Source organism: Lentzea albida (assembly GCF_900111005.1).
Taxonomy (GTDB): domain Bacteria; phylum Actinomycetota; class Actinomycetes; order Mycobacteriales; family Pseudonocardiaceae; genus Lentzea; species Lentzea albida.
Genome location: NZ_FOFV01000015.1, coordinates 61,412 through 79,168, shown reverse-complemented (window position 1 = coordinate 79,168; position 17,757 = coordinate 61,412). Strand labels below are relative to the sequence as shown.

The 17,757-nt window shown below is 69.4% G+C and carries 17 protein-coding genes and 2 tRNA genes; 12 read left to right on the top strand and 7 right to left on the bottom strand.

Going from position 1 to position 17,757, the window contains the following annotated elements; translation table 11 throughout:
• Positions 1-57 precede the first annotated feature (57 nt).
• The 3 genes from orn (at position 58) to BMY74_RS31310 (ending at position 2,485) form a co-directional block, all read left to right on the top strand.
• Positions 58-663 (top strand): oligoribonuclease, encoded by a 606-nt coding sequence (gene orn, locus BMY74_RS31320; protein ID WP_089922109.1) that lies wholly within the window; start codon positions 58-60, stop codon positions 661-663.
• A 65-nt stretch (positions 664-728) separates the two neighbouring features.
• Positions 729-801, top strand: a tRNA-His gene (locus BMY74_RS31315).
• A 58-nt stretch (positions 802-859) separates the two neighbouring features.
• Positions 860-2,485 (top strand): ABC-F family ATP-binding cassette domain-containing protein, encoded by a 1,626-nt coding sequence (locus BMY74_RS31310; RefSeq protein WP_089922108.1) that lies wholly within the window; start codon positions 860-862, stop codon positions 2,483-2,485.
• Here the strand turns inward: BMY74_RS31310 and BMY74_RS31305 are convergent, their stop codons facing one another.
• Positions 2,486-3,622: a L,D-transpeptidase gene (locus BMY74_RS31305; RefSeq protein ID WP_245786475.1), complete on the bottom strand. Its 1,137-nt coding sequence runs from the start codon at positions 3,620-3,622 to the stop codon at positions 2,486-2,488.
• Positions 3,623-3,907: 285 nt separating this feature from the next.
• Between BMY74_RS31305 and BMY74_RS31300 the strand changes: the two genes are divergently transcribed.
• Positions 3,908-3,981, top strand: a tRNA-Lys gene (locus BMY74_RS31300).
• A 494-nt stretch (positions 3,982-4,475) separates the two neighbouring features.
• Here the strand turns inward: BMY74_RS31300 and BMY74_RS31295 are convergent.
• From BMY74_RS31295 to sigJ, 4 genes are all read right to left on the bottom strand, one after another.
• Positions 4,476-5,189 (bottom strand): TetR/AcrR family transcriptional regulator, encoded by a 714-nt coding sequence (locus BMY74_RS31295; RefSeq protein WP_089922106.1) that lies wholly within the window; start codon positions 5,187-5,189, stop codon positions 4,476-4,478.
• Between the two features lie 17 nt (positions 5,190-5,206).
• Positions 5,207-6,418, bottom strand: coding sequence for an FAD-dependent monooxygenase (locus tag BMY74_RS31290; protein ID WP_089922105.1), 1,212 nt, complete (start codon positions 6,416-6,418; stop codon positions 5,207-5,209).
• A gap of 298 nt (positions 6,419-6,716) precedes the next feature.
• A complete protein-coding gene (locus BMY74_RS31285) occupies positions 6,717-7,178 on the bottom strand; it encodes a hypothetical protein (RefSeq protein WP_089922104.1) in 462 nt (153 codons plus the stop codon).
• The gene (sigJ, locus tag BMY74_RS31280; RefSeq protein WP_089922103.1) at positions 7,171-8,121 is read right to left on the bottom strand and encodes an RNA polymerase sigma factor SigJ; all 951 of its coding nucleotides are present in this window, start codon (positions 8,119-8,121) and stop codon (positions 7,171-7,173) included. The genes BMY74_RS31285 and sigJ overlap by 8 nt, the downstream gene beginning before the upstream one ends.
• Before the next feature lie 193 nt (positions 8,122-8,314).
• Here sigJ and BMY74_RS31275 point away from each other — a divergent pair, with 193 nt between their 5' ends.
• The 3 genes from BMY74_RS31275 (at position 8,315) to BMY74_RS31265 (ending at position 11,284) form a co-directional block, all read left to right on the top strand.
• On the top strand, positions 8,315-9,070 hold the full coding sequence (locus tag BMY74_RS31275; protein WP_089922102.1) for an SDR family oxidoreductase: 756 nt from the start codon (positions 8,315-8,317) through the stop codon (positions 9,068-9,070).
• 70 nt (positions 9,071-9,140) lie between these two features.
• Positions 9,141-9,953, top strand: coding sequence for an SDR family oxidoreductase (locus BMY74_RS31270; RefSeq protein ID WP_342718251.1), 813 nt, complete (start codon positions 9,141-9,143; stop codon positions 9,951-9,953).
• A 254-nt stretch (positions 9,954-10,207) separates the two neighbouring features.
• Positions 10,208-11,284, top strand: coding sequence for an alpha/beta fold hydrolase (locus BMY74_RS31265; RefSeq protein WP_177230005.1), 1,077 nt, complete (start codon positions 10,208-10,210; stop codon positions 11,282-11,284).
• A 25-nt stretch (positions 11,285-11,309) separates the two neighbouring features.
• Here the strand turns inward: BMY74_RS31265 and BMY74_RS31260 are convergent, their stop codons facing one another.
• A complete protein-coding gene (locus BMY74_RS31260; RefSeq protein ID WP_089922099.1) occupies positions 11,310-12,155 on the bottom strand; it encodes a DUF4394 domain-containing protein in 846 nt (281 codons plus the stop codon).
• A 144-nt stretch (positions 12,156-12,299) separates the two neighbouring features.
• Here BMY74_RS31260 and BMY74_RS31255 point away from each other — a divergent pair, with 144 nt between their 5' ends.
• Together BMY74_RS31255 and BMY74_RS31250 are read left to right on the top strand one after the other, a co-directional pair.
• The gene (locus BMY74_RS31255) at positions 12,300-12,821 is read left to right on the top strand and encodes a sigma-70 family RNA polymerase sigma factor (protein WP_089922098.1); all 522 of its coding nucleotides are present in this window, start codon (positions 12,300-12,302) and stop codon (positions 12,819-12,821) included.
• Positions 12,818-13,453: an anti-sigma factor family protein gene (locus tag BMY74_RS31250; RefSeq protein ID WP_089922097.1), complete on the top strand. Its 636-nt coding sequence runs from the start codon at positions 12,818-12,820 to the stop codon at positions 13,451-13,453. Before BMY74_RS31255 ends, BMY74_RS31250 begins: the two co-directional genes overlap by 4 nt.
• A 73-nt stretch (positions 13,454-13,526) precedes the next feature.
• On the opposite strand, the gene BMY74_RS31245 is transcribed toward BMY74_RS31250, so the two are convergent.
• Positions 13,527-15,461 (bottom strand): DUF1996 domain-containing protein, encoded by a 1,935-nt coding sequence (locus BMY74_RS31245; protein ID WP_177230004.1) that lies wholly within the window; start codon positions 15,459-15,461, stop codon positions 13,527-13,529.
• Between the two features lie 155 nt (positions 15,462-15,616).
• On the opposite strand from BMY74_RS31245, the gene BMY74_RS31240 reads away from it, so the two are divergent.
• From BMY74_RS31240 to BMY74_RS31230, 3 genes are all read left to right on the top strand, one after another.
• On the top strand, positions 15,617-16,048 hold the full coding sequence (locus BMY74_RS31240; protein ID WP_089922096.1) for an Rrf2 family transcriptional regulator: 432 nt from the start codon (positions 15,617-15,619) through the stop codon (positions 16,046-16,048).
• A gap of 86 nt (positions 16,049-16,134) precedes the next feature.
• Positions 16,135-16,878: an SDR family NAD(P)-dependent oxidoreductase gene (locus tag BMY74_RS31235; protein ID WP_245786459.1), complete on the top strand. Its 744-nt coding sequence runs from the start codon at positions 16,135-16,137 to the stop codon at positions 16,876-16,878.
• Between the two features lie 92 nt (positions 16,879-16,970).
• Positions 16,971-17,708: a class I SAM-dependent methyltransferase gene (locus tag BMY74_RS31230; protein ID WP_425434872.1), complete on the top strand. Its 738-nt coding sequence runs from the start codon at positions 16,971-16,973 to the stop codon at positions 17,706-17,708.
• Positions 17,709-17,757 lie beyond the last annotated feature (49 nt).

Genomic DNA, 17,757 nt, shown 5'->3' with positions numbered 1-17,757 from the left:
CCAGGTTGCTGCACGCCGCCACTCGAAGTTGACGCTCCGCGCAGTAATGTTCAGGCCGTGATGGATCGTCTGGTGTGGATCGACTGCGAGATGACCGGACTCGACCTGGGCAAGGACGCTCTGATCGAGATCGCGGCACTGGTCACGGACGCCGAGCTCAACGTGCTCGGCGAGGGTGTGGACATCGTGATCCACGCCTCCGACGAAGTGCTCGCCTCGATGCCGGAAGTCGTCATGGAGATGCACGCCAAGTCGGGCCTGACCGAGGAGGTGCGCGCGTCCACCGTCTCCCTGGAGGAGGCAGAGGCCGCCGTGCTGGCCTACATCAAGGAGTGGGTGCCGGACCCCCGCACCGCTCCCCTGGCCGGCAACTCCATCGCCACCGACCGCGGCTTCATCGCCCGCGACATGCCGGCGCTGGACGCCCACCTGCACTACCGCATGGTCGACGTGTCGTCGATCAAGGAGCTGTGCCGGCGCTGGTACCCGCGCATCTACTACGCGCAGCCGGGCAAGGGCCTCGCGCACCGGGCGCTCGCCGACATCGTCGAGTCGATCCGGGAGCTCGCGTACTACCGGCGGACGGCGTTCGTGCCGCAGCCCGGCCCGTCGACCGAGCAGGCCCAGGCGGTGGCCGCTGACCTGCTGAAGGACGTCAAGTAGACCCCGATTTCAATATCGGTGGCTGCCGTTGCTATGCTTTCCTCGCCGGTCACGGACCGGTGATGGTGGGTGTAGCTCAGTCGGTAGAGCACTGGGTTGTGATCCCAGGTGTCGCGGGTTCAAGTCCCGTCACTCACCCTTTGTCGAAAGGCCTCCGCTTTTGCGGGGGCCTTTCTTCACGTTTACGGGAGCCTTCATGACCACGCTCGTCGCCAAGGACCTCGCCGCCGGTCACGGTGATCGCGTCCTGTTCTCCGGCCTGGACCTCGTCGTCGCTCCCGGCGACGTCATCGGCCTCGTCGGGGTGAACGGCGCGGGCAAGTCGACGCTGCTGAAGACCCTGGCCGGGCTGATCCCGGCCGAGTCGGGCCGCGTCACGCTGAACCCGCCGTCGGCCAACGTCGGCCACCTCGCGCAGGAACCGGAACGCCTCGAAGGCGAGACCGTGCGCGACTTCCTGGCCCGCCGCACCGGTGTCGCCGAGGCGCAACGGACCCTCGACGCGGCCACGGAGGCGTTGACCGCGGGCAACGACGAGGGCTACTCGGACGCGCTGGACCAGTGGCTCGCCCTGGGCGGCGCGGACCTGGAGGAACGCTCGCTGGAGGTCATCGCCGACCTGGGACTCTCGGTCGGGCTCGACGCGCTGATGACCTCGCTGTCCGGCGGCCAGGCCGCACGGGCGGGCATGGCGTCGCTGCTGCTGAGCCGGTACGACGTCTTCCTGCTCGACGAGCCGACCAACGACCTGGACCTCGACGGCCTGGAGCGGCTGGAGAAGTTCGTCACGGGCCTGCGCGCCGCCACCGTGCTGGTGTCGCACGACCGCGAGTTCCTGGCCCGCACGGTCACCGGCGTGCTGGAACTGGACCTGCACCAGAACTCCGTGCGCATGTACGGCGGCGGCTACGAGTCGTACCTCGAGGAGCGCGCACGGGCACGTCAGCACGCCCGTGACGACTACGAGGAGTACGCGGACACCAAGGCCTCGTTGGAGGCCCGTGCGCGCATGCAGCGGGCGTGGATGGACAAGGGCGTGAAGAACGCACGGCGCAAGGCGGGCGACAACGACAAGAACGCCCGCAAGTTCCGTGCCGACGCCACAGAGAAGCAGGCCTCGAAGGCCCGGCAGACCGACCGCATGATCGAACGCCTGGACGTCGTCGAGGAGCCCCGCAAGGAGTGGGAGCTGCGGATGGAGATCGCGTCCGCACCGCGTTCCGGCGCCGTGGTGGCGTCGCTGCGGGCGGCCGTCGTCGAACGCGGTGGGTTCCGGCTGGGCCCGGTGGACCTGCAGATCGACTGGGCGGACCGGGTCGCGATCACCGGCGCGAACGGCGCGGGCAAGTCGACGCTGCTCGCCGCCCTGCTCGGAAGGGCGGAACTGTCCTCGGGCCACGCGACGCTGGGGTCCGGCGTCGTGGTCGGCGAGGTCGACCAGGCACGCGGTCTGTTCCTGGGCGACCTGCCGCTGGTGGACGCGTTCCAGGAGGCCGTGCCGGAGATGAACCCGGCCGACGTGCGCACGTTGCTGGCGAAGTTCGGCCTGAAGGCGGCGCACGTGCTGCGAACGGCGGCGTCGCTGTCCCCTGGCGAACGGACGCGGGCGGCGCTCGCGTTGCTGCAGGGCCGCGGCGTGAACCTGCTGGTGCTGGACGAGCCGACGAATCACCTGGACCTGGCCGCCATCGAGCAGCTGGAGTCGGCGCTGGAGAGCTACACCGGCACGTTGCTGCTGGTCACGCACGACCGGCGGATGCTGGAGGCCGTGCAGGTGAACCGTCACCTGGCCGTGGCGGCCGGCCAGGTGACGGTGTCCTAGCTAGCGGTTGCCCTGGACCCAGGTCGACCACGGGACCTGCCAGTCGCCGAAGCCGTCCCACGACTCCAGGGCGGGGCCGCCGGAGTTGGTGACGATGACGACGTCGCCCTGCTTGCTGTTGTCGAACACCCACTTGGCGTTCTCCGGCGACAGGTTGAGGCAGCCGTGGCTCACGTTGCGGTGGCCCTGGTCCCCGACCGACCACGGCGCGCCGTGGAAGAAGATGCCGCTGTTGGACATCCGGAACGCCCAGTCGACCGGCGTCTTGTAGCCGCCGTTCTCCAGCGCGAGGCCGTACGTGGTCGAGTCCATGATCATGTGGTTGTACTTCTCCATCAGCACGTAGGTGCCGGTGGGAGTGGCGTCGGCGGGCTTGCCCATCGACGTCGGCATGGTGCGCACGACCTGGCCGTTGACCTTGGTGATCACCTGGTGCGTCTGGCCGTCGGCCTCGTGGATGACCTCGTCGCCGACAGTCGTGGTGATCGTGCGGTCCTCCTGGCCGTAGATGCCGTCACCGACGTGCTTGCCGTAGACCTTGACGTGCATGGTGATCTTGGTGCCCGACTTCCAGAACTTCTCCGGACGCCAGTGCACCTCCTTCTTGTTGAACCAGTAGAAGGCGCCCTCGACCTTCGGCTCGGTGGTGATCTCCAGCATCTTCTCGGCCGCGACCTTGTCGGCCACCGGCTCGTCGAAGTAGAAGGCGAGCGGCTGGCCCACGCCGATCGTGGTGCCGTCCTGGGGGTTCGTCGACACGTACGTGAGCGTGCGCGGCTTCACCGTGGTGAAGGACGACTCCTTGGTCTCCGTCTTGCCGTCCGCACCCGTCGCCGTCGCGACGAGCTTGTACGTCTTGGCGTACCCGAGCGGCTCCGTGTTCGTCCACTGCGTCGACTCGGGGTTCATCTTCCCCTCGACGACCTTGCCCTCGGGGTTGGTCAGCTTGACGTCGGTCAGCTTCCCGTCCGCGGCCGTGGCGATCACGGGCAGGCCGGGCGACACGTCGGCCGCACCGTTGTTCAGCGCCAGCGTCAGCGTGACGGGCTTGGGCGGCGGAGGAGGAGCACTGCTCGACTCACCACCGGCACCCCCGCTCGCGGTGTCGGCTCCACCTGAACAGCCTGCGATCAGCATCACAGCGACTCCCGCCATGACCACCCCACGACCGCGCCTGCTCCACATCCCCATCGGCGTACTTCCGATCTGCTTGTCGCCACTCCCGAGACTGCCTGCACGTAAGGCGTTTGGCGTCCCCCGACTAGGTGACGACACGAGGTGGCCCGGAGTTGCGCGAGTGGCCGGATCGTTACGTGGCCGATGCGCTCCCAAACCGGCACTGACCAGCCGATTGGGAGCGCGCGGAGGCGCTGTGCTAACGTTCTTCACGTCGGAACGAGCAAGCCTCCGGCACACAAACAAGCGCCGCTAGCTCAGTTGGTTAGAGCAGCTGACTCTTAATCAGCGGGTCCGGGGTTCGAGTCCCTGGCGGCGTACACCGGAGAAGCGGGTAGAGATTCGTCTCTACCCGCTTCTCCGCTTTTCGCGTACTCATCCGAATTCTGCCTTTCGTGGCTCTGGATCATGGTTCGCGAGCCCGAGGACATCCCTGGGATCAAGGGCTCACGCCGCAGCCAGGTGGCAGGCCCGGGCGGTGGTCTCGTGGTAGGTGGTGCGGCTGGTGAAACAGCCGTGGAGGATGCCGACGAGGTGGCGCAGTGCGGCGTTGTGCGGCACGCCGCGCGTCCACCACCTCGATGTCGGTGATGACCTTCGGCCCGGTCATCACCGACGAACAACACCTCACGCACTTCCACGCCACTCGATCAGCGGGAGAACGCCGGCAGCCGATGGTCCTGTGCTCACACCAGCGCTACGGCGGACACCTACCGCGCCCGGCCGGGGAGCCCTACCACGAAACGCCTGCGGCTTCTCCCGCTGCGACAACGGGAACAGCGGTGACGTCGCGGCCCGGAGTCGTGGAGGCCTTTCACTGCTGCCCTTGCCTGGCCCTCGTGCTCGCGATGGTGGCGAGGACGGCGGTCCGCGCCTCATCGAGAAGCCGAAGACCTTCCGCCGCAACCGCTTCGACGTCGTGCTGCTCCGCGGAGGACGAGCCGAGCAGCGCGTCCACGGTGGCGGCCAGCACCTCGGGGCTGGACACGTCACTCGGGTTCGCCGCACCGTCGAGTTCGACGAATCCCGCCAGGACCGCCTGCAGTGCGTACGCCTGGTCCTGCACGGACCAGTCGGTGCGGGCCATGCCGTGCGCACGCCACACGGGCAGCACCACCCGCAGCATCGCACCGTAGCCGAACCGGGAGAGCAGGTCCTGTGCGTTGGGGTGTTCGGTCAGCACCCCGAGGAGATCGGTGTCGCCGTACTGGATGGCTCGGATGAAGTGGTGGTCGCGGGCGCTCTGCTGGAGCATCGCGCAGAACCTCCGCGGTACCACCACACCGGGATCCTCGGTGAACGCCACGATGAACCCGTCGATCTCAGCGAGGAAGTCCCGGGCGCACAGTCCAAGGACGAGGTCCTCCTTGGTCGCCCAGTACAGGTAGATCGTGCCCTTTCCGACGTGGGCCTTCTCGGCGATCTCCGCGATCGAGACCCCCTTCGCCCCGCGTTTGAGGACGAGCTCCCCGGCCACCGCGAGGATGCGGGCAGCCTTGGGTGACTCGTGTTCGACCAGTGCTTCCATGGGCGGGAAACTACCGGTCACACGCACGCGATGTCGGCTTCCTTCATCCGGCTCGCTTTGCCCGAGGTCCGCTGCTGTTCGATGAACCGGCCGACGACGGGCATCTTGTGGCCGCGCGTGAGGAACCGCCGCAGCAGCATTTCCCAGCGGTTCACGGGCAGGAAGAACGCGCGCTGCTGCACGGCGTTGTGCTGGTAGAAGTCGATGTACGGGCGGAGTCGCCGCTCCCATTCGGCCAGCGCCCGGTCCACCGGGTACCGCTGCAGCATCGTCGCGAGCAGGTCGGCGCCGGCGAGTCCTGCCGACACCCCCATGCCCGCCCACAGCGTCACGCACCAGGCCGAGTCACCGACGAGGACGACCCTTCCCCGGCTCCATCTGCCCATCCGCACCTGCGCGATCGAATCGAACAGCATGGCTTCCGCGTGCTCGGCGGCGGCCAGCGTCTCCTCGAGCGCCCTGCCGAGCGGTTCCGGCCCGAACACCTCGCGCAGACGTTCCGCGTGGGGCTTGGTGAACTCCGCGTCCACGTCCTCCGTCTGCCACGACAACATGGCGCACGGCGCGTGATCGGCGAACGGGAAGATCCACATCGACCTGCCGGGCTCCAGCAGCGTGGCACCGTCCCCACCGGCGAGCTCGGACAACGAGTCGGGAAGGGCGAACGCCGCCACCATCTTGTCGAACCTGTGCAGGTACGACTCGTGCGGCCCGAACACCATCTGCCGGACGCTTGACCGGAGCCCATCCGCACCGACGACGAGGTCGAAGCGTTCGGTGCTGGTCCGCCCACCGCCCGACAGGGTCACGGTGACGCCGTCCGCGTCCTGCGTGATCGCCGTGGGGACGGTGCCGAAGCGGATCTCCACGTCGTCCGGGAGCCCCTCGAACGCCGCCTGCTCGACATCACCGCGCAACAACATCAGCGGCTTGCCCGGCAGATCGCGGAACCCGATCGACACACGCCTGTTGCCGGTCCGGTCGATCTCGAAGTTGTGCCCTCCGACCGACGTCCTGTCCTTGATCCGGTCGAGCACGCCCATCCGTCGTGCCGCGGCCTTGCCCGCGCCGAACAGCCCGACGAAGTATCCGCCGGTGCGCCGCTCCGGCGCCCTCTCGATGATCACGGGCGTCCAGCCGATCTCCCTCAGGCGCAGCGCCGTCGTGATCCCGCTGATTCCCAGGCCGACCACCAGGACCCGGTGGCCTCCGTCTTGAGTCTTGGTCATGCCACCAACGTAGAACCACTGACCGTTTCAGTCAAATGGTCATTCAGAGCTGTAGGTCACACTCCGCGCACTGCTGGCCCGTGCACAACGCGGCCCGGAAGTCGTTCTGCGACAAGCGGTGTGCGCGGGCAGGCGCGAGCACGCCGCCACCTATTCAGCGCGTCCGGGTTCTCACGAACCGCGCTCGCTCCGGGCCTGAACCAGGTGGCGGCATGTCCGACCAGGACGTGCTCCTGGCCGGACGGTCCTTCGACCGCGCGACTTCAGGTCGCGAGAGGACGTTCCGGCCTGTGCGGACTCATCGTGAGGCCGGGCTCCGACCGGGTGCGAAGAGTGCGACCGCGAGGAGCACGGCGACCCCGAGCACGGTCACCTGGCCGATGGCGTCCGCCCGGGACATGTGGCCGAGGTGGGCGACGTGGTAGGCGATGTGCAGCACCCCGAAGACCGTCCACGCGATGCCGAGCAGCTGGTAGACGTGTCGTGAAGGGCGGAGGAGTCCGAACACGCTCCCGGCTCCCAGTGCGAGGTACATCGCACCGTGGTCGCGGACGAGGTGCTCGTTGTACGGACCGTCCTGGGAGATCCACTCCCCCAGCACCACCGGGAAGTGGTCGAAGAACGACTCCGCGAAGAAGTAGGACCAGACCCCCACCACCCCCGCGATGACGACGGAGGCGACCAGTGCCCCCTTCTGAACGGGGCCCGCATGTTCCGCGCCGTGGGCCGCCGCACGCCCTCGTGCCGACGTCTCAGACATTCCCCTCACCTCTTCCGCTGTCGCCCGGGATCCGGATCCAGCTGGTGAGCTTCTCCGGATTGATCATGATCAGAACCTGGGTGATCAGCCCTTCGTGCGCGCCGAAGCTCACGACACCGGTCAGCACGTGACCGTTCTGGATCCGCACACCGAGTCCGTCTCCCAACCGCTGCTCCTCGAGGGCGAGCATCGGCAGCTTCGCCTGAGACCCGAGCAGGAAGCGCGCGACCCGGTCCTGGCCCTCCACGACGTTGGCCGCCGCGTTGACGTAGCCGCCGCCGTCCACGCGCAGCTGAACGTCCGGCGCCAGCGTCCGCATGAGCGACTGGACGTCTCCGGTGCGGCTGGCGGCGAGGAACGCCCGTACCGCGCGATCGTGTTCCGCGCGGGACACTCCGGCCACCCGGCTCTCGCGAACGTGCCGCCGTCCAGCCGTGGCGAGCTGTCTGACGGCCGCGGGAGACCGCCCGACGACCTCCGCGATCTCGTTGAACGAGATGCCGAAGACGTCGTGCATCACGAACGCGACGCGCTCCGCGGGCGTCATCGCCTCCAGCACGACGAGCAGAGCGGAGCCGACGGCGTCATCGAGAGTCACCCGATCGAGCGGATCGACGAGATCCGCGGTTCCCGGGACCTGACCGTCGCGGTGAGGGGCGGTGTACCTGAAGAGCTCGGCGTTCACGGGTTCGGGCAGCCACTGCCCGATGTACCGCTCCCGTCGTCGGCGTGCCGATCCGAGCAGGTCGAGGGCGACTCGGCTCGCGACGCGGGTCAGCCACCCGACAGGATTGGCGATCGCCTCGCGCTCCGCCTCCTCGAGCCGGTACCAGCGCAGATAGGTCTCCTGCACGACGTCTTCCGCGTCCGCGAGGGTCCCTGTCATGCGAAAGGCGAGCGACATCAGCCGACGCCGCTCGCCGAAAAGCTCATCGAGTTCCATCAACGGTTCCTAGGGTTCCGAGCGCTCTTGTCTGGCGTTCAACTCAGGGGAATGACGATGCAGATCGACGAAGTGTGAGGTGCGGCGCTTCGTCTCACACTTCTCGCTCTTCCGTCGTCATGTCGGCGAAGGGCGTTGACGGCCGGCGAGCCGGCCCACCAATGCGGGTGAGAACGAGCATCGGAGAACGAGAGTGAAGATCGCAGTGGCCGGCGGAACAGGAACCGTCGGCCGTCATGTCGTATCCGCCGCACGGAGTCGAGGACACGACGTCGTCGTTCTCGCGCGCGCCGAGGGGGTGGACGTCATCACCGGCGCCGGACTGAGGACGGCGCTCGCCGGAGTGGACGCGGTCATCGACACGACCAACCTCACGACGATGTCCGCACGCAGGTCCCGGGAGTTCTTCGAGACCGCGACGCGCACTCTGCTCAAGGCCGGGGAAGAAGCCGGAGTGGGCCATCACATCGCTCTCTCGATCGTGGGCATCGACGATCTGGACGCGTCGTACTACGCGGGCAAGCTCGCACAGGAACGCGCGGTGGCAGCCGGGAGAGTGCCCTACAGCATCGCGCGCACCGGCCAGTTCCACGAGTTCGCCGAGCAACTCCTGTCCACCATGAGGGGGCCGGTCGTCTTGGTTCCCCGAACGCTGCTGCGATCCGTCTCGGCACGTGAGGCCGGAGGACATCTGGTCGACGTCGCGGAGGCGGGTCCGGTCGGTCGAGCCGTGGACTTCGTCGGCCCCGAGGACGAACGCCTCGCGGACCTCGTCCGCCGCATGCTGGCCCACGACGGCTCCAGGCGCAGGGCCGTGGAGCTCGGACTGCCCGGTCTGTACGGAAGGGGGCTGGCTTCCGGCGCGCTGCGGGGAACCCCACCTCGTCTGGAAGGCGAGACGACCTTCGACGATTGGCTGAACAGCGAGGACCACCGCCCGGTCGGGTGAGACAGGGGGCCGGCCGTCGCACTCACCACGAGAAGCGGACGCGGCCGAGGAGCCAGGACGGCGTTCCCGCGTGCTCGCCTCACATTCTTCTCCGTTGCGTCGTCATAGTGGTGAGGGCAGCGGGCGCTGCCTCGAACGGAGTCGCGAAGTGAAGGTCTTCATCGCAGGTGGACGCGGTCGTGTGGGGGCTCGTCTCGCCTCCAATCTGGAGGAGAAAGGAATCGAGGTCGTGTCCGGTGGGCTCGAGGACGGGATCGACGTGATCTCGAACGACGGGCTCGCTGACGCACTCGTCGGAGTCGACACCATCGTGAACGTGCTCAACACCGACCGCTTCGATCCCGAAGGGGCGATCTCCTTCTTCGAGACGTCCACGAAGAACCTGATCTCCGAAGGCGAGCGGGCAGGCGTGCGCCACCACGTCGTGCTCTCCATCGTCGGAGTCGGAGACGAGAACGCTTCCGAGGTCGGCTACTACCTGGGCAAAGTGGCGCAGGAGAGGACAGCGAGGTCCGGCTCGATTCCCGCCACCATCGTGCGCGCCACCCAGTTCCAGAGTTACGTTCCGGTCCTGGCCGATCAGCACACCGTGGACGGAAAGGTCCTCGCCCCGAGATCGCTCATCCAGCCGGTCGAACTGGACGAGGTCGTCGAACTGCTCGCCGAGGCCGTCACCACGCTGGAGAGGGGCAGCGTGGTCGAGATCGCCGGCCCCGACCGCTACTACCTCGACGACCTCTTCCGCGCCACGCTCGCCGAGCGGGGGGACGACCGCGAGGTCGTCACCGTGGCCGGGAACGAAGCCTCGAACGCCCTGGTCCCGCACGGCGACCACCGCACGGGCCTGGTGCGGTACCCGATCGCCGGGATCGCCACCGTCTGAACCGGGAAGGCCGGCCGAGAACCCGGGCCCCTCCTGGCCGGGCCGGGAGCGGCGGACTGCCCGACCACCGGTGGCACGGTTCACGCCGTCCCGCGGAGTCCCCCGGCGGCGTGCTCCGGGAGGGACCCGTCTCCCGGCCTGCGCCGCGTTTCGCGTCGACACCAATCCGCACCGCGGAAGTCGCCGAATCACCGGTGTCCGCGGCGCTGGGCGGCGTGGCTCGGCGCTGAAGCCCGTCCGAGAGGCCGATCGGCTTGTACCAGACCGGCATCGTGCTGATCGCCGTGCTCGCGGCGGTGTCGCTGCTCCCCTCCCCCGCACCGGTGCTGTGGGTGGTGCGCGCGCTGGCGCTGAGCCTCGCGCCTCCTCTGGCACTGCTCGCGACCGCGCTGGCCGTCGTGGCCGTGGTCGACGGGGATCTCGTCTTCGCGGTCGTCGCGGCGGTCACCGCGGGCGCGCAGGTCTGCGTGGCCGGAGCGCAGTGGGGGCAGGCGCTGGCGATCGGTGCCCGTCCCTCCCTGACTTCCGCGTTCTTCGACCTCACCGGGTTCCTCCGCGCTCGGGCGCCGGAGACGCACGAGCTCGTCTCCCGCGACGGCGTTCGTCTTCCGCTGGGTGTCTGGCATCCGGCGGACCGCACGACGACAGGACCCGCCGTTGTGCTCGTGCACGGCGGCGGGTGGGCGAGCGGGAACTGGCGGCAGCTGCGCGCGTATGCGAACTGGTTGGCGGACAACGGTTATCGCGCCGTGTGCATCAGCTATCGGCTGGCTCCCCCTGCTCGGTGGGACGTCGCTCCGTTCGACGTGGTCGACGGGGTGCGGTGGGTGGAGGCGCACGCGGGCGAGCTCGGTGTCGATCCGGACCGGATCGCGTTGTTCGGTTCGTCCGCGGGCGGGCACCTCGCGTTGCTCGCGGCGAGTCTTGATGACCTTCCGCGCGCGGTCGTGTCGGTGTACGGGCCGGTGGACCTGCTGTCGCTCTACGGCACGTTGCGGCGCAGGCGCTTCGGTCCGGTCGACCGGGAGGTGTCCCCGCTGGTCGACTTCCTCGGCGGCACGCCTCGGGAGGTGGCGGACCGCTGGGAGTGGAGTTCACCCCTCGCTCACGTCGAGTCGGCGCCGGCACGCGTCTGCGTCGTCACGGGGGCCCAGGACCAGTGGGTGCCGCTCGAGACGATCACGCCGTACATGGTGGCGCCGGAGCTGCCGACGCTGGTCGCGCTCAAGCGGGCCGACCACTGCTTCGACCTCGTCTGGGGCTCGATCCCCGCCCAGACCGCGCGCTTCGTCGTGCTGGAGTTCCTCCGCCAGGCCTTCGCGGGGCGGTGACGGAGGAACTCCGGCAGCACGTCCGCTACTTCGCGAACGCCACGCCGACGACCTCGCCGCCCGCGAGTCCGACGGCCGAGGCCCGGCCGGTCTCCAGGTTGATCCTCACCAGCAGCGACCCGCCCAGCAGCGACGGACGCACGGCCGCGAGGGCGTGGTGGCGGCCGTTGACGGTCGCGATGTCGAAACCGTTGGTCTTCTCCACGTCGACGCCGAGTCTGCCGACGGTGAAGAGCTGGCCGGTGTTCGGCGACACGACCGGGGTGACGCCGGCGACGGTGCCCTGGGTGACGAGCGTGTCCTTGCCTGCGTCGAGGTCGTAGAGCGTCGTGGAGGTCGCTCCGGCGACGCTGTTGGTGTAGCCGGCCGCGGACACCTTGGGTGTGGAGCCCGCCGCGCGGTCACCCGGCGCGTAGGACAGCGGGACGTCCGTCGCGGCGAGTGCGCCGGTGTCGGGAACGAGGCGCAGGTTCTGGCCGTTCGAGGTGACGAGGCGGATGCGGTCGACGGTCGGGTTGAAGTCGAACCCGATCGCCGTGCCGTCGAGGGCGACCGGGGTGCCGACGGCGGTGGCGCGGCCGGTGCGGGCGTCGAGCGTGTAGAGCTGGCCGGAGCGGGCGATCGCGTAGAGGACGCCGGTGGCGGGGCGCACGTCGATGCCCGCCAGCCGGTCGTGGGCCTTCAGGCCGGTGACGCGGACGCGGTGCTGGGCGAACAGCGGGGACGACCAGGTGCGGGTGCTGAGCACGCCGTCGTCGGTGAGCAGGTGGACGCGGAGCTGGTCGCCGGACGCCGAGGCGGGCGCCGCGCCGAGCACGCCGGCGAGCAGTGCCGCCGCCGCGGCGATGACGGTCGTGCGAACGATGCGCATGGTTTCTCCCAGGTGCGGTGAACGCGGAACACGGGTGTGTACGACGCGTCGGCCGCCGCTGTTGAAGCGCGAACGGAACAAATCAGACCCATCCGTCCCAGCCCCGGCGCCGAACTGGCTTCCAGGAGAGGCGACGGGGAGCTCATGGCGATCATCGGCAAACGAGGTGACCTGGACCTCCGCGACGTCTACGCCGCACACGGCCCGGAGATCTACCGCTTCGCGCTCCGGCAGCTCGGGAACGGCCAGGCGGCGGAGGAGGCCGTGCAGGAGGTGTTCCTGAGGGCCTGGCGCTCCGCCGCGCGGTTCGACCCGGACCTGGCGAGCCTGCGCGTGTGGCTCTTCGCCATCGCCCGCAACGTCGTGATCGACGAGGCGCGGGCACGCGTCCGGCACGAGCGGCGGCTTCTCGCGGTGGCGGCGGACCCGCCCGCGGCCACCTCCGACTTCGCCGACTCGGTGCTCGACCAACGCCTGGTGGAGCAGGCCCTGCTGAGGATCAGCGACGATCACCGCGTGGCCCTGGTGGAGACTTACCTGCGGGGCCGGTCCTATGAGGACGTCGCCGCCGAGGTCGGCGTGTCGAAGGTGACGCTGCGCAGCCGGGTCTTCTTCGGACTGAAGGCGCTGCGGCTCGCGATGGAGGAGATGGGGGTGCGGCTGTGAACGACTTCGTGCACCAACGGCGAACGGACCTGCTCGGCGCCTACGTCCTCGACCACCTCGCCGAGCCCGAGCTCACCGCGGTGCGGGACCACCTCGACGCGTGCGCGGACTGCCGGCGCACGGTCGCCGAACTCACTCCCGTGGCACGGGCGCTGTCCGGTGTGAACGCCGACGACGTCACCGTGCCCGCACACCTCGAAGAGCTCGTGGTGCGGCGAGTCGGGGCCCACCGCGGCCGGCGGTTGCGCCGATCCCTGCTGCTCGCCGCCGCTGCCGCCGCGGTGATCGCGGGCGGCGCCGCCTGGTGGTACCTGCGCCCCACCGCACCCCTCGAACCGGTCGCGCTCGTCCTGCAGGCACCGGGCGTGACGGCGGAGGCGTCCCTCGTCCCGCACACCTGGGGCGTCGAGATCAAGCTCGACGGACAGGGGTTCGTCTCCGGGCAGACCTACCGGGTCGCCGTCACCGGCACCGACGGCAGCGAGGTGTCCGCCGGTTCGTTCATCGGCACCGGCGAGAACCCCATGCGCTGCAACCTGAACAGCTCCGTGTTGCGCGCGAACGCCTCCGGTCTCGTCGTTCGCGACGCCGCCGGGACGGTCGCACTCACCTCGACCTTCCCCCGGCGCTGACACACGGTAAAGGCGGGGCCGGCAGCTGCCGGCCCCGCCTGGTGGTGTCACGGAGTGGTGGGTCAGACGACGGTCAGGAGCACTTGCGGCCGTCGTTCACGCACTTCACGATCTTCGCCATCGTCTGCTCGGAGTTGACGTTCGCGAAGTCGTTGTGGTCGGAGAAGGGGTTGTGCTCCTCCTCCGGGAAGGCGTCGAGCTGGTACTGGCCCTTCTGCTGGACGTCGCGGGAGATGTTGTAGGAGATGCTGATCCGCAGCTGCGGGATGGCCTTGAAGCCCTGCGGGCACGCGCCGGTCTGCTTGTCGGCGAACCGGACGTGGTCGCGGTGGTTGGCGCTGTCGGCGTTCTGACCGTCCCAGCAGCCCGCGAAGTCGTGCACGCGCATGACCTTGCTGCCGTTCGGGCAGATGACGTACTTGTCGGAGAGCCGGTCCTCGAACCCGCTGCAGGTCCACGTCGCGCGGGCGTTGGCGGGGCCGCGGCTGGTCGGCTTGGCGTCACCGGTGACCATCTTCAGGAACTTCGGCATGCCCGTGACCTTGCTGGTCGCGTTGCCGCGGTACTCGATCTTCACCTGGGCCGGGCGGACGATCTTGCCGTTGTTGCCGACGAGCTCGAGGTTCTTGCCCGTGGGGGCGGCCAGCGGCGGGGCGGTGGTGGCAGGAGCGGTGGTGGTGGCAGGAGCGGTCGTCGTGGCACCGCCGTTGTTGTTGCCGCCGTTGTTGTTGCCGCCGTTGTTGTTGCCGCCGTTGTTGTTCTCGTTGCCGTTGTTGTTCTCGCCGTTGTTGCCGTTGCCCTCTTCGCCCTCGTTGAGGCCGCACTTCGCGAGGCGCTCCAGGCCCTGCGGCTTCTCGCCGGCGCGGCCGATCGCGATCGCGATCCGGTCGATCGTCGCGGTCCGCTTGTCCTTCAACGGCCCGAGGATCGCGTTGTCGATGAAGTTCGGCCCGCCCTGCCCCTTGGTCTTCACCAGGCGCTGGTTGCCCTCGGCGATCTGCTTGTCGAGCTGCTCGAGGTTGTTGTCCACCTCGTCCAGTGCCTGGTCCGGCACGCCGGGCAGCGCCTCGCGCACCGACGGGCACTTGATGGTGGGCGTGGCGGCGTCCTGCTCGGCGCCGTTCTGCCCGGCCGCGTTCTGCTCGGCACCGTTCTGCTCCGCCTGCTGCAGAACGCCGTCAGCGGCGAACTTGCGCGGCTTCGAGTGGTTGTGGCCGCTGCCGCCGCCGTGGTTGCCGTGGCCCCACCGCAGGTCGCAGTCCGCGAGGGAGGTCAGGTTCGGCTTGCGGCCGGACCGGCTCAGCGCGGTCGCGATGCGGTCGAGGGTGGCGGCGCGCTTGGCGCGCAACGGGCCGAGGACGGTGTTGTTGACGAAGTTCGGGTCGGCCGGGTTCTGGGCGCGCGTCACCCGGTCGTTGGCCTCCCTGAGCTGCTGGGCGAGCTGCTGGAGGTTGCGGATGATCTCGTCGCGCACCCGCTGCGGCACGGCGGGCAGCCGGTTCGCGACACCGGGGCAGGCGACCTCGCCCGGGCCGTTCTCCTTGATCTTGTCCGGGTTCGAGCCCACGGACGACGGGTTGGCCTTCGGGTTGATGCGCACGACAGGCCAGAAGTAGGACGAACGGTCACCGTTGCGGCAGGTCGTCTCCGAGTCGACCAGGCTCTCGTCGGTCGACTCCGCGCTGATCGAGAGGTTGCCGACGAAGTCGTGGACGTGCTGGGCACCGTGCTTCAGACCCGGCTGGGCGACCGGGTTGTCGGCGCTGAACTTGCCGTTCTCGTTCGTGCCGCAGTCCACGGTGAACACGCCTGCGGCGCCGTTCTTCCCGACCTTCGGCTCGACGACGTTCTTGCCCACCTGCTCAATGGGTACGAACGCGGTGAGCGGTGCCGGCTCACCGTTCTTGGCGGCCAACGCCACCGTGGCGGTGCCCGCCGCGACCACGGCCACCGCCGACAACGAAGCGATCAGGCGGAACTTCCGTCTGTCCGTCACTCGGTGCGTCATACGTACTCCTCGCTCATGCGGCGCATGACCGGGAGTACGTACGGAGAGGTTCATCGGCTCAACCGAATTGTTACCCGCGATCTCGGCCGGGCCGGCGGCGAGTTGCGCCGGGCTGTCGTAACAATTACGGTTACTTCCAACGGGAGGAGGTGGCGGTGAGCGCGAACAGCAGGCTGACCGTGGCCGTGCACGCCCTGGCGTGGATCGGCCTGAACGAGCGCCTCGGCAACGGCATCGCCACCTCCGAACAGGTCGCCACCAGCGTCAACACCAATCCCGTGGTGATCCGGCGCCTGCTCGGCGAACTGCGCGCGGCCGGGCTGGTGAAGTCGCAGCGCGGCTCCGGCGCCGGCTGGACGGTGACCCGCGACCTGGCCGGCATCACGCTGCTGGACGTCTACGAGGCGATCGACCCCGGCCCGCTGTTCGGCATGCACCGGGGTGAGCCGAAGCAGGACTGCGTGGTGGGCGCGCGCATCCAGCCCGCCATGAACTCCGTGTACGACCGGCTCGAACAGACCCTTCGGGCCGAACTGGCCGACACGACCGTGGAGGACGTCCTCAGAGACGTCCTCGCCCCTCACTAGGAAAACTCGCGCGACCCCGGCCGGGGCTCACGCCGACCTCCGATGTAACAATTTTGGTTACTTCTGATTGGTGGATCATGGGAACGATGACCGGCAAGACGGCGCTCGTCACCGGCGGCTCGACCGGGATCGGGCGCGCCATCGCGCAGCGCTTCGCCGACGACGGCGCGCGGGTCTACCTGACCGGCCGGCGCGAGGCCGAGCTGGAGACGGCCGCGAAGGAGATCGGGCCGAACGCCGTGGCGGTGCGCTGCGACGTGTCCGTGGCCTCCGACCTCGACCACCTCTTCGACGTCGTCCGCCAGGACGGCCGCACCCTCGACACCGTCGTCGCGAACGCGGGCCTGGGGACGACGGCCGGCCTCGTGGACGCCACCGAAAAGCAGTTCGACCACGAGTTCGGGGTCAACGTCAAGGGCACGCTGCAGACCGTGCAGAAGGCGTTGCCGCTGATGGGAACCGGTACGACGGTGATCCTGCTGTCGTCGTCCACCACGAGCCAGGGCGTTCCCGGCATGGGCGTGTACGCCGCGTCGAAGGCCGCCATCCGCAGCCTGGGGCGCACGTTCGCCGCCGAGCTCGCACCACGCGGGATCAGGGTCAACGTGATCACACCGGGCCCGGTCGAGACGCCCGCCATCGCCGGTCTCGCCGCCGAGGCCGGTCAGAGCACCGCGGACTTCCAGGAGGCGCTCGCCTCCTCGACCGCCCTCAAGCGCATGGGCAGGCCCGAGGAGGTCGCCGCGATGGCCGCGTTCCTCGCGAGCGAGCAGAGCTCGTTCTCCACCGGGGCCGAGTTCTTCGTGGACGGAGGACAGGTCCAGGTCTGACCAGCTCCGGCTCAGGAGGCGCCCCTGCTCGGCGACCAGCCGGCACAGGGGAATCGCTAGGTTCGAAGGACATCGACCTGCTGGGGGCGGACGTGGTCCTGTACGACGACATCGGTGCCGGGTACGCGTCGGGACGGCGCACCGATCCGCGGTGGATGACCGAGATCGCCTCCGCGCTCGGCACCGCCCGCTCCGTCGCGGACGTCGGCGCGGGCACCGGTTCCTACGAACCGCGCGATCGGACGGTGGTGGCGCTGGAGCCGTCCGCCGGGATGATCGGCCAGCGGCCGCCGGGCGCGAGCCCGGCCGTTCGCGCCGTGGCCGAAGCGCTTCCGTTGCGGGGCAACGCGGTCGACGCCGTGCTGGCCGTGCTCACCGTGCACCACTGGACCGACTGGCGGGCGGGGCTCGCCGAACTCCGCCGGGTCGCGCCGCTGCGGGTCGTCCTCGCCTACGACACGCGCCGGCACACCGAGTTCTGGTTCGTGCGCGAGTACGTGCCGGAGATCGCCGCGCTCGAGCTCGGCCGGCCGTCCGCCGACGACATCGCGGACGAACTGGGCGCGGACACCGTCCTGCCCCTGCCGGTGCCCTGGGACTTCACCGACGGCGTGTTCCCGGCCCACTGGCGGCGCCCCGCCGCATACCTCGACCCCGGCGTCCGCCGCGCGTGCTCGGCCCTCGCCCAGACCGACCCGGTGGCCGTCGAGCGCGGGATCTCCCGGCTGCGCGCGGACCTGGAGACCGGCCGGTGGCACGAACGGCATCAGGACCTGCTCGGCCTCGACTCGTGGGACGCCGGGTTCCGGCTCGTCGTGTCACGGCGCTGAGCGCGCGCCTATCATCGACGCGCTGGCCGCCGTCCTCGGTGCTCGGCCC

What these genes read in the sequence shown, in the direction of transcription:
- BMY74_RS31290 (WP_089922105.1), bottom strand. Translation starts at nt 6,418, where the DNA reads ATGACCAAGACTCAAGACGGAGGCCACCGGGTCCTGGTGGTCGGCCTG.
- BMY74_RS31295 (WP_089922106.1), bottom strand. Translation starts at nt 5,189, where the DNA reads ATGGAAGCACTGGTCGAACACGAGTCACCCAAGGCTGCCCGCATCCTC.
- BMY74_RS31245 (WP_177230004.1), bottom strand. Translation starts at nt 15,461, where the DNA reads ATGACGCACCGAGTGACGGACAGACGGAAGTTCCGCCTGATCGCTTCG.
- BMY74_RS31305 (WP_245786475.1), bottom strand. Translation starts at nt 3,622, where the DNA reads ATGCTGATCGCAGGCTGTTCAGGTGGAGCCGACACCGCGAGCGGGGGT.
- BMY74_RS31285 (WP_089922104.1), bottom strand. Translation starts at nt 7,178, where the DNA reads ATGTCTGAGACGTCGGCACGAGGGCGTGCGGCGGCCCACGGCGCGGAA.
- BMY74_RS31310 (WP_089922108.1), top strand. Translation starts at nt 860, where the DNA reads ATGACCACGCTCGTCGCCAAGGACCTCGCCGCCGGTCACGGTGATCGC.
- BMY74_RS31260 (WP_089922099.1), bottom strand. Translation starts at nt 12,155, where the DNA reads ATGCGCATCGTTCGCACGACCGTCATCGCCGCGGCGGCGGCACTGCTC.
- BMY74_RS31235 (WP_245786459.1), top strand. Translation starts at nt 16,135, where the DNA reads ATGACCGGCAAGACGGCGCTCGTCACCGGCGGCTCGACCGGGATCGGG.
- sigJ (WP_089922103.1), bottom strand. Translation starts at nt 8,121, where the DNA reads ATGGAACTCGATGAGCTTTTCGGCGAGCGGCGTCGGCTGATGTCGCTC.
- BMY74_RS31255 (WP_089922098.1), top strand. Translation starts at nt 12,300, where the DNA reads ATGGCGATCATCGGCAAACGAGGTGACCTGGACCTCCGCGACGTCTAC.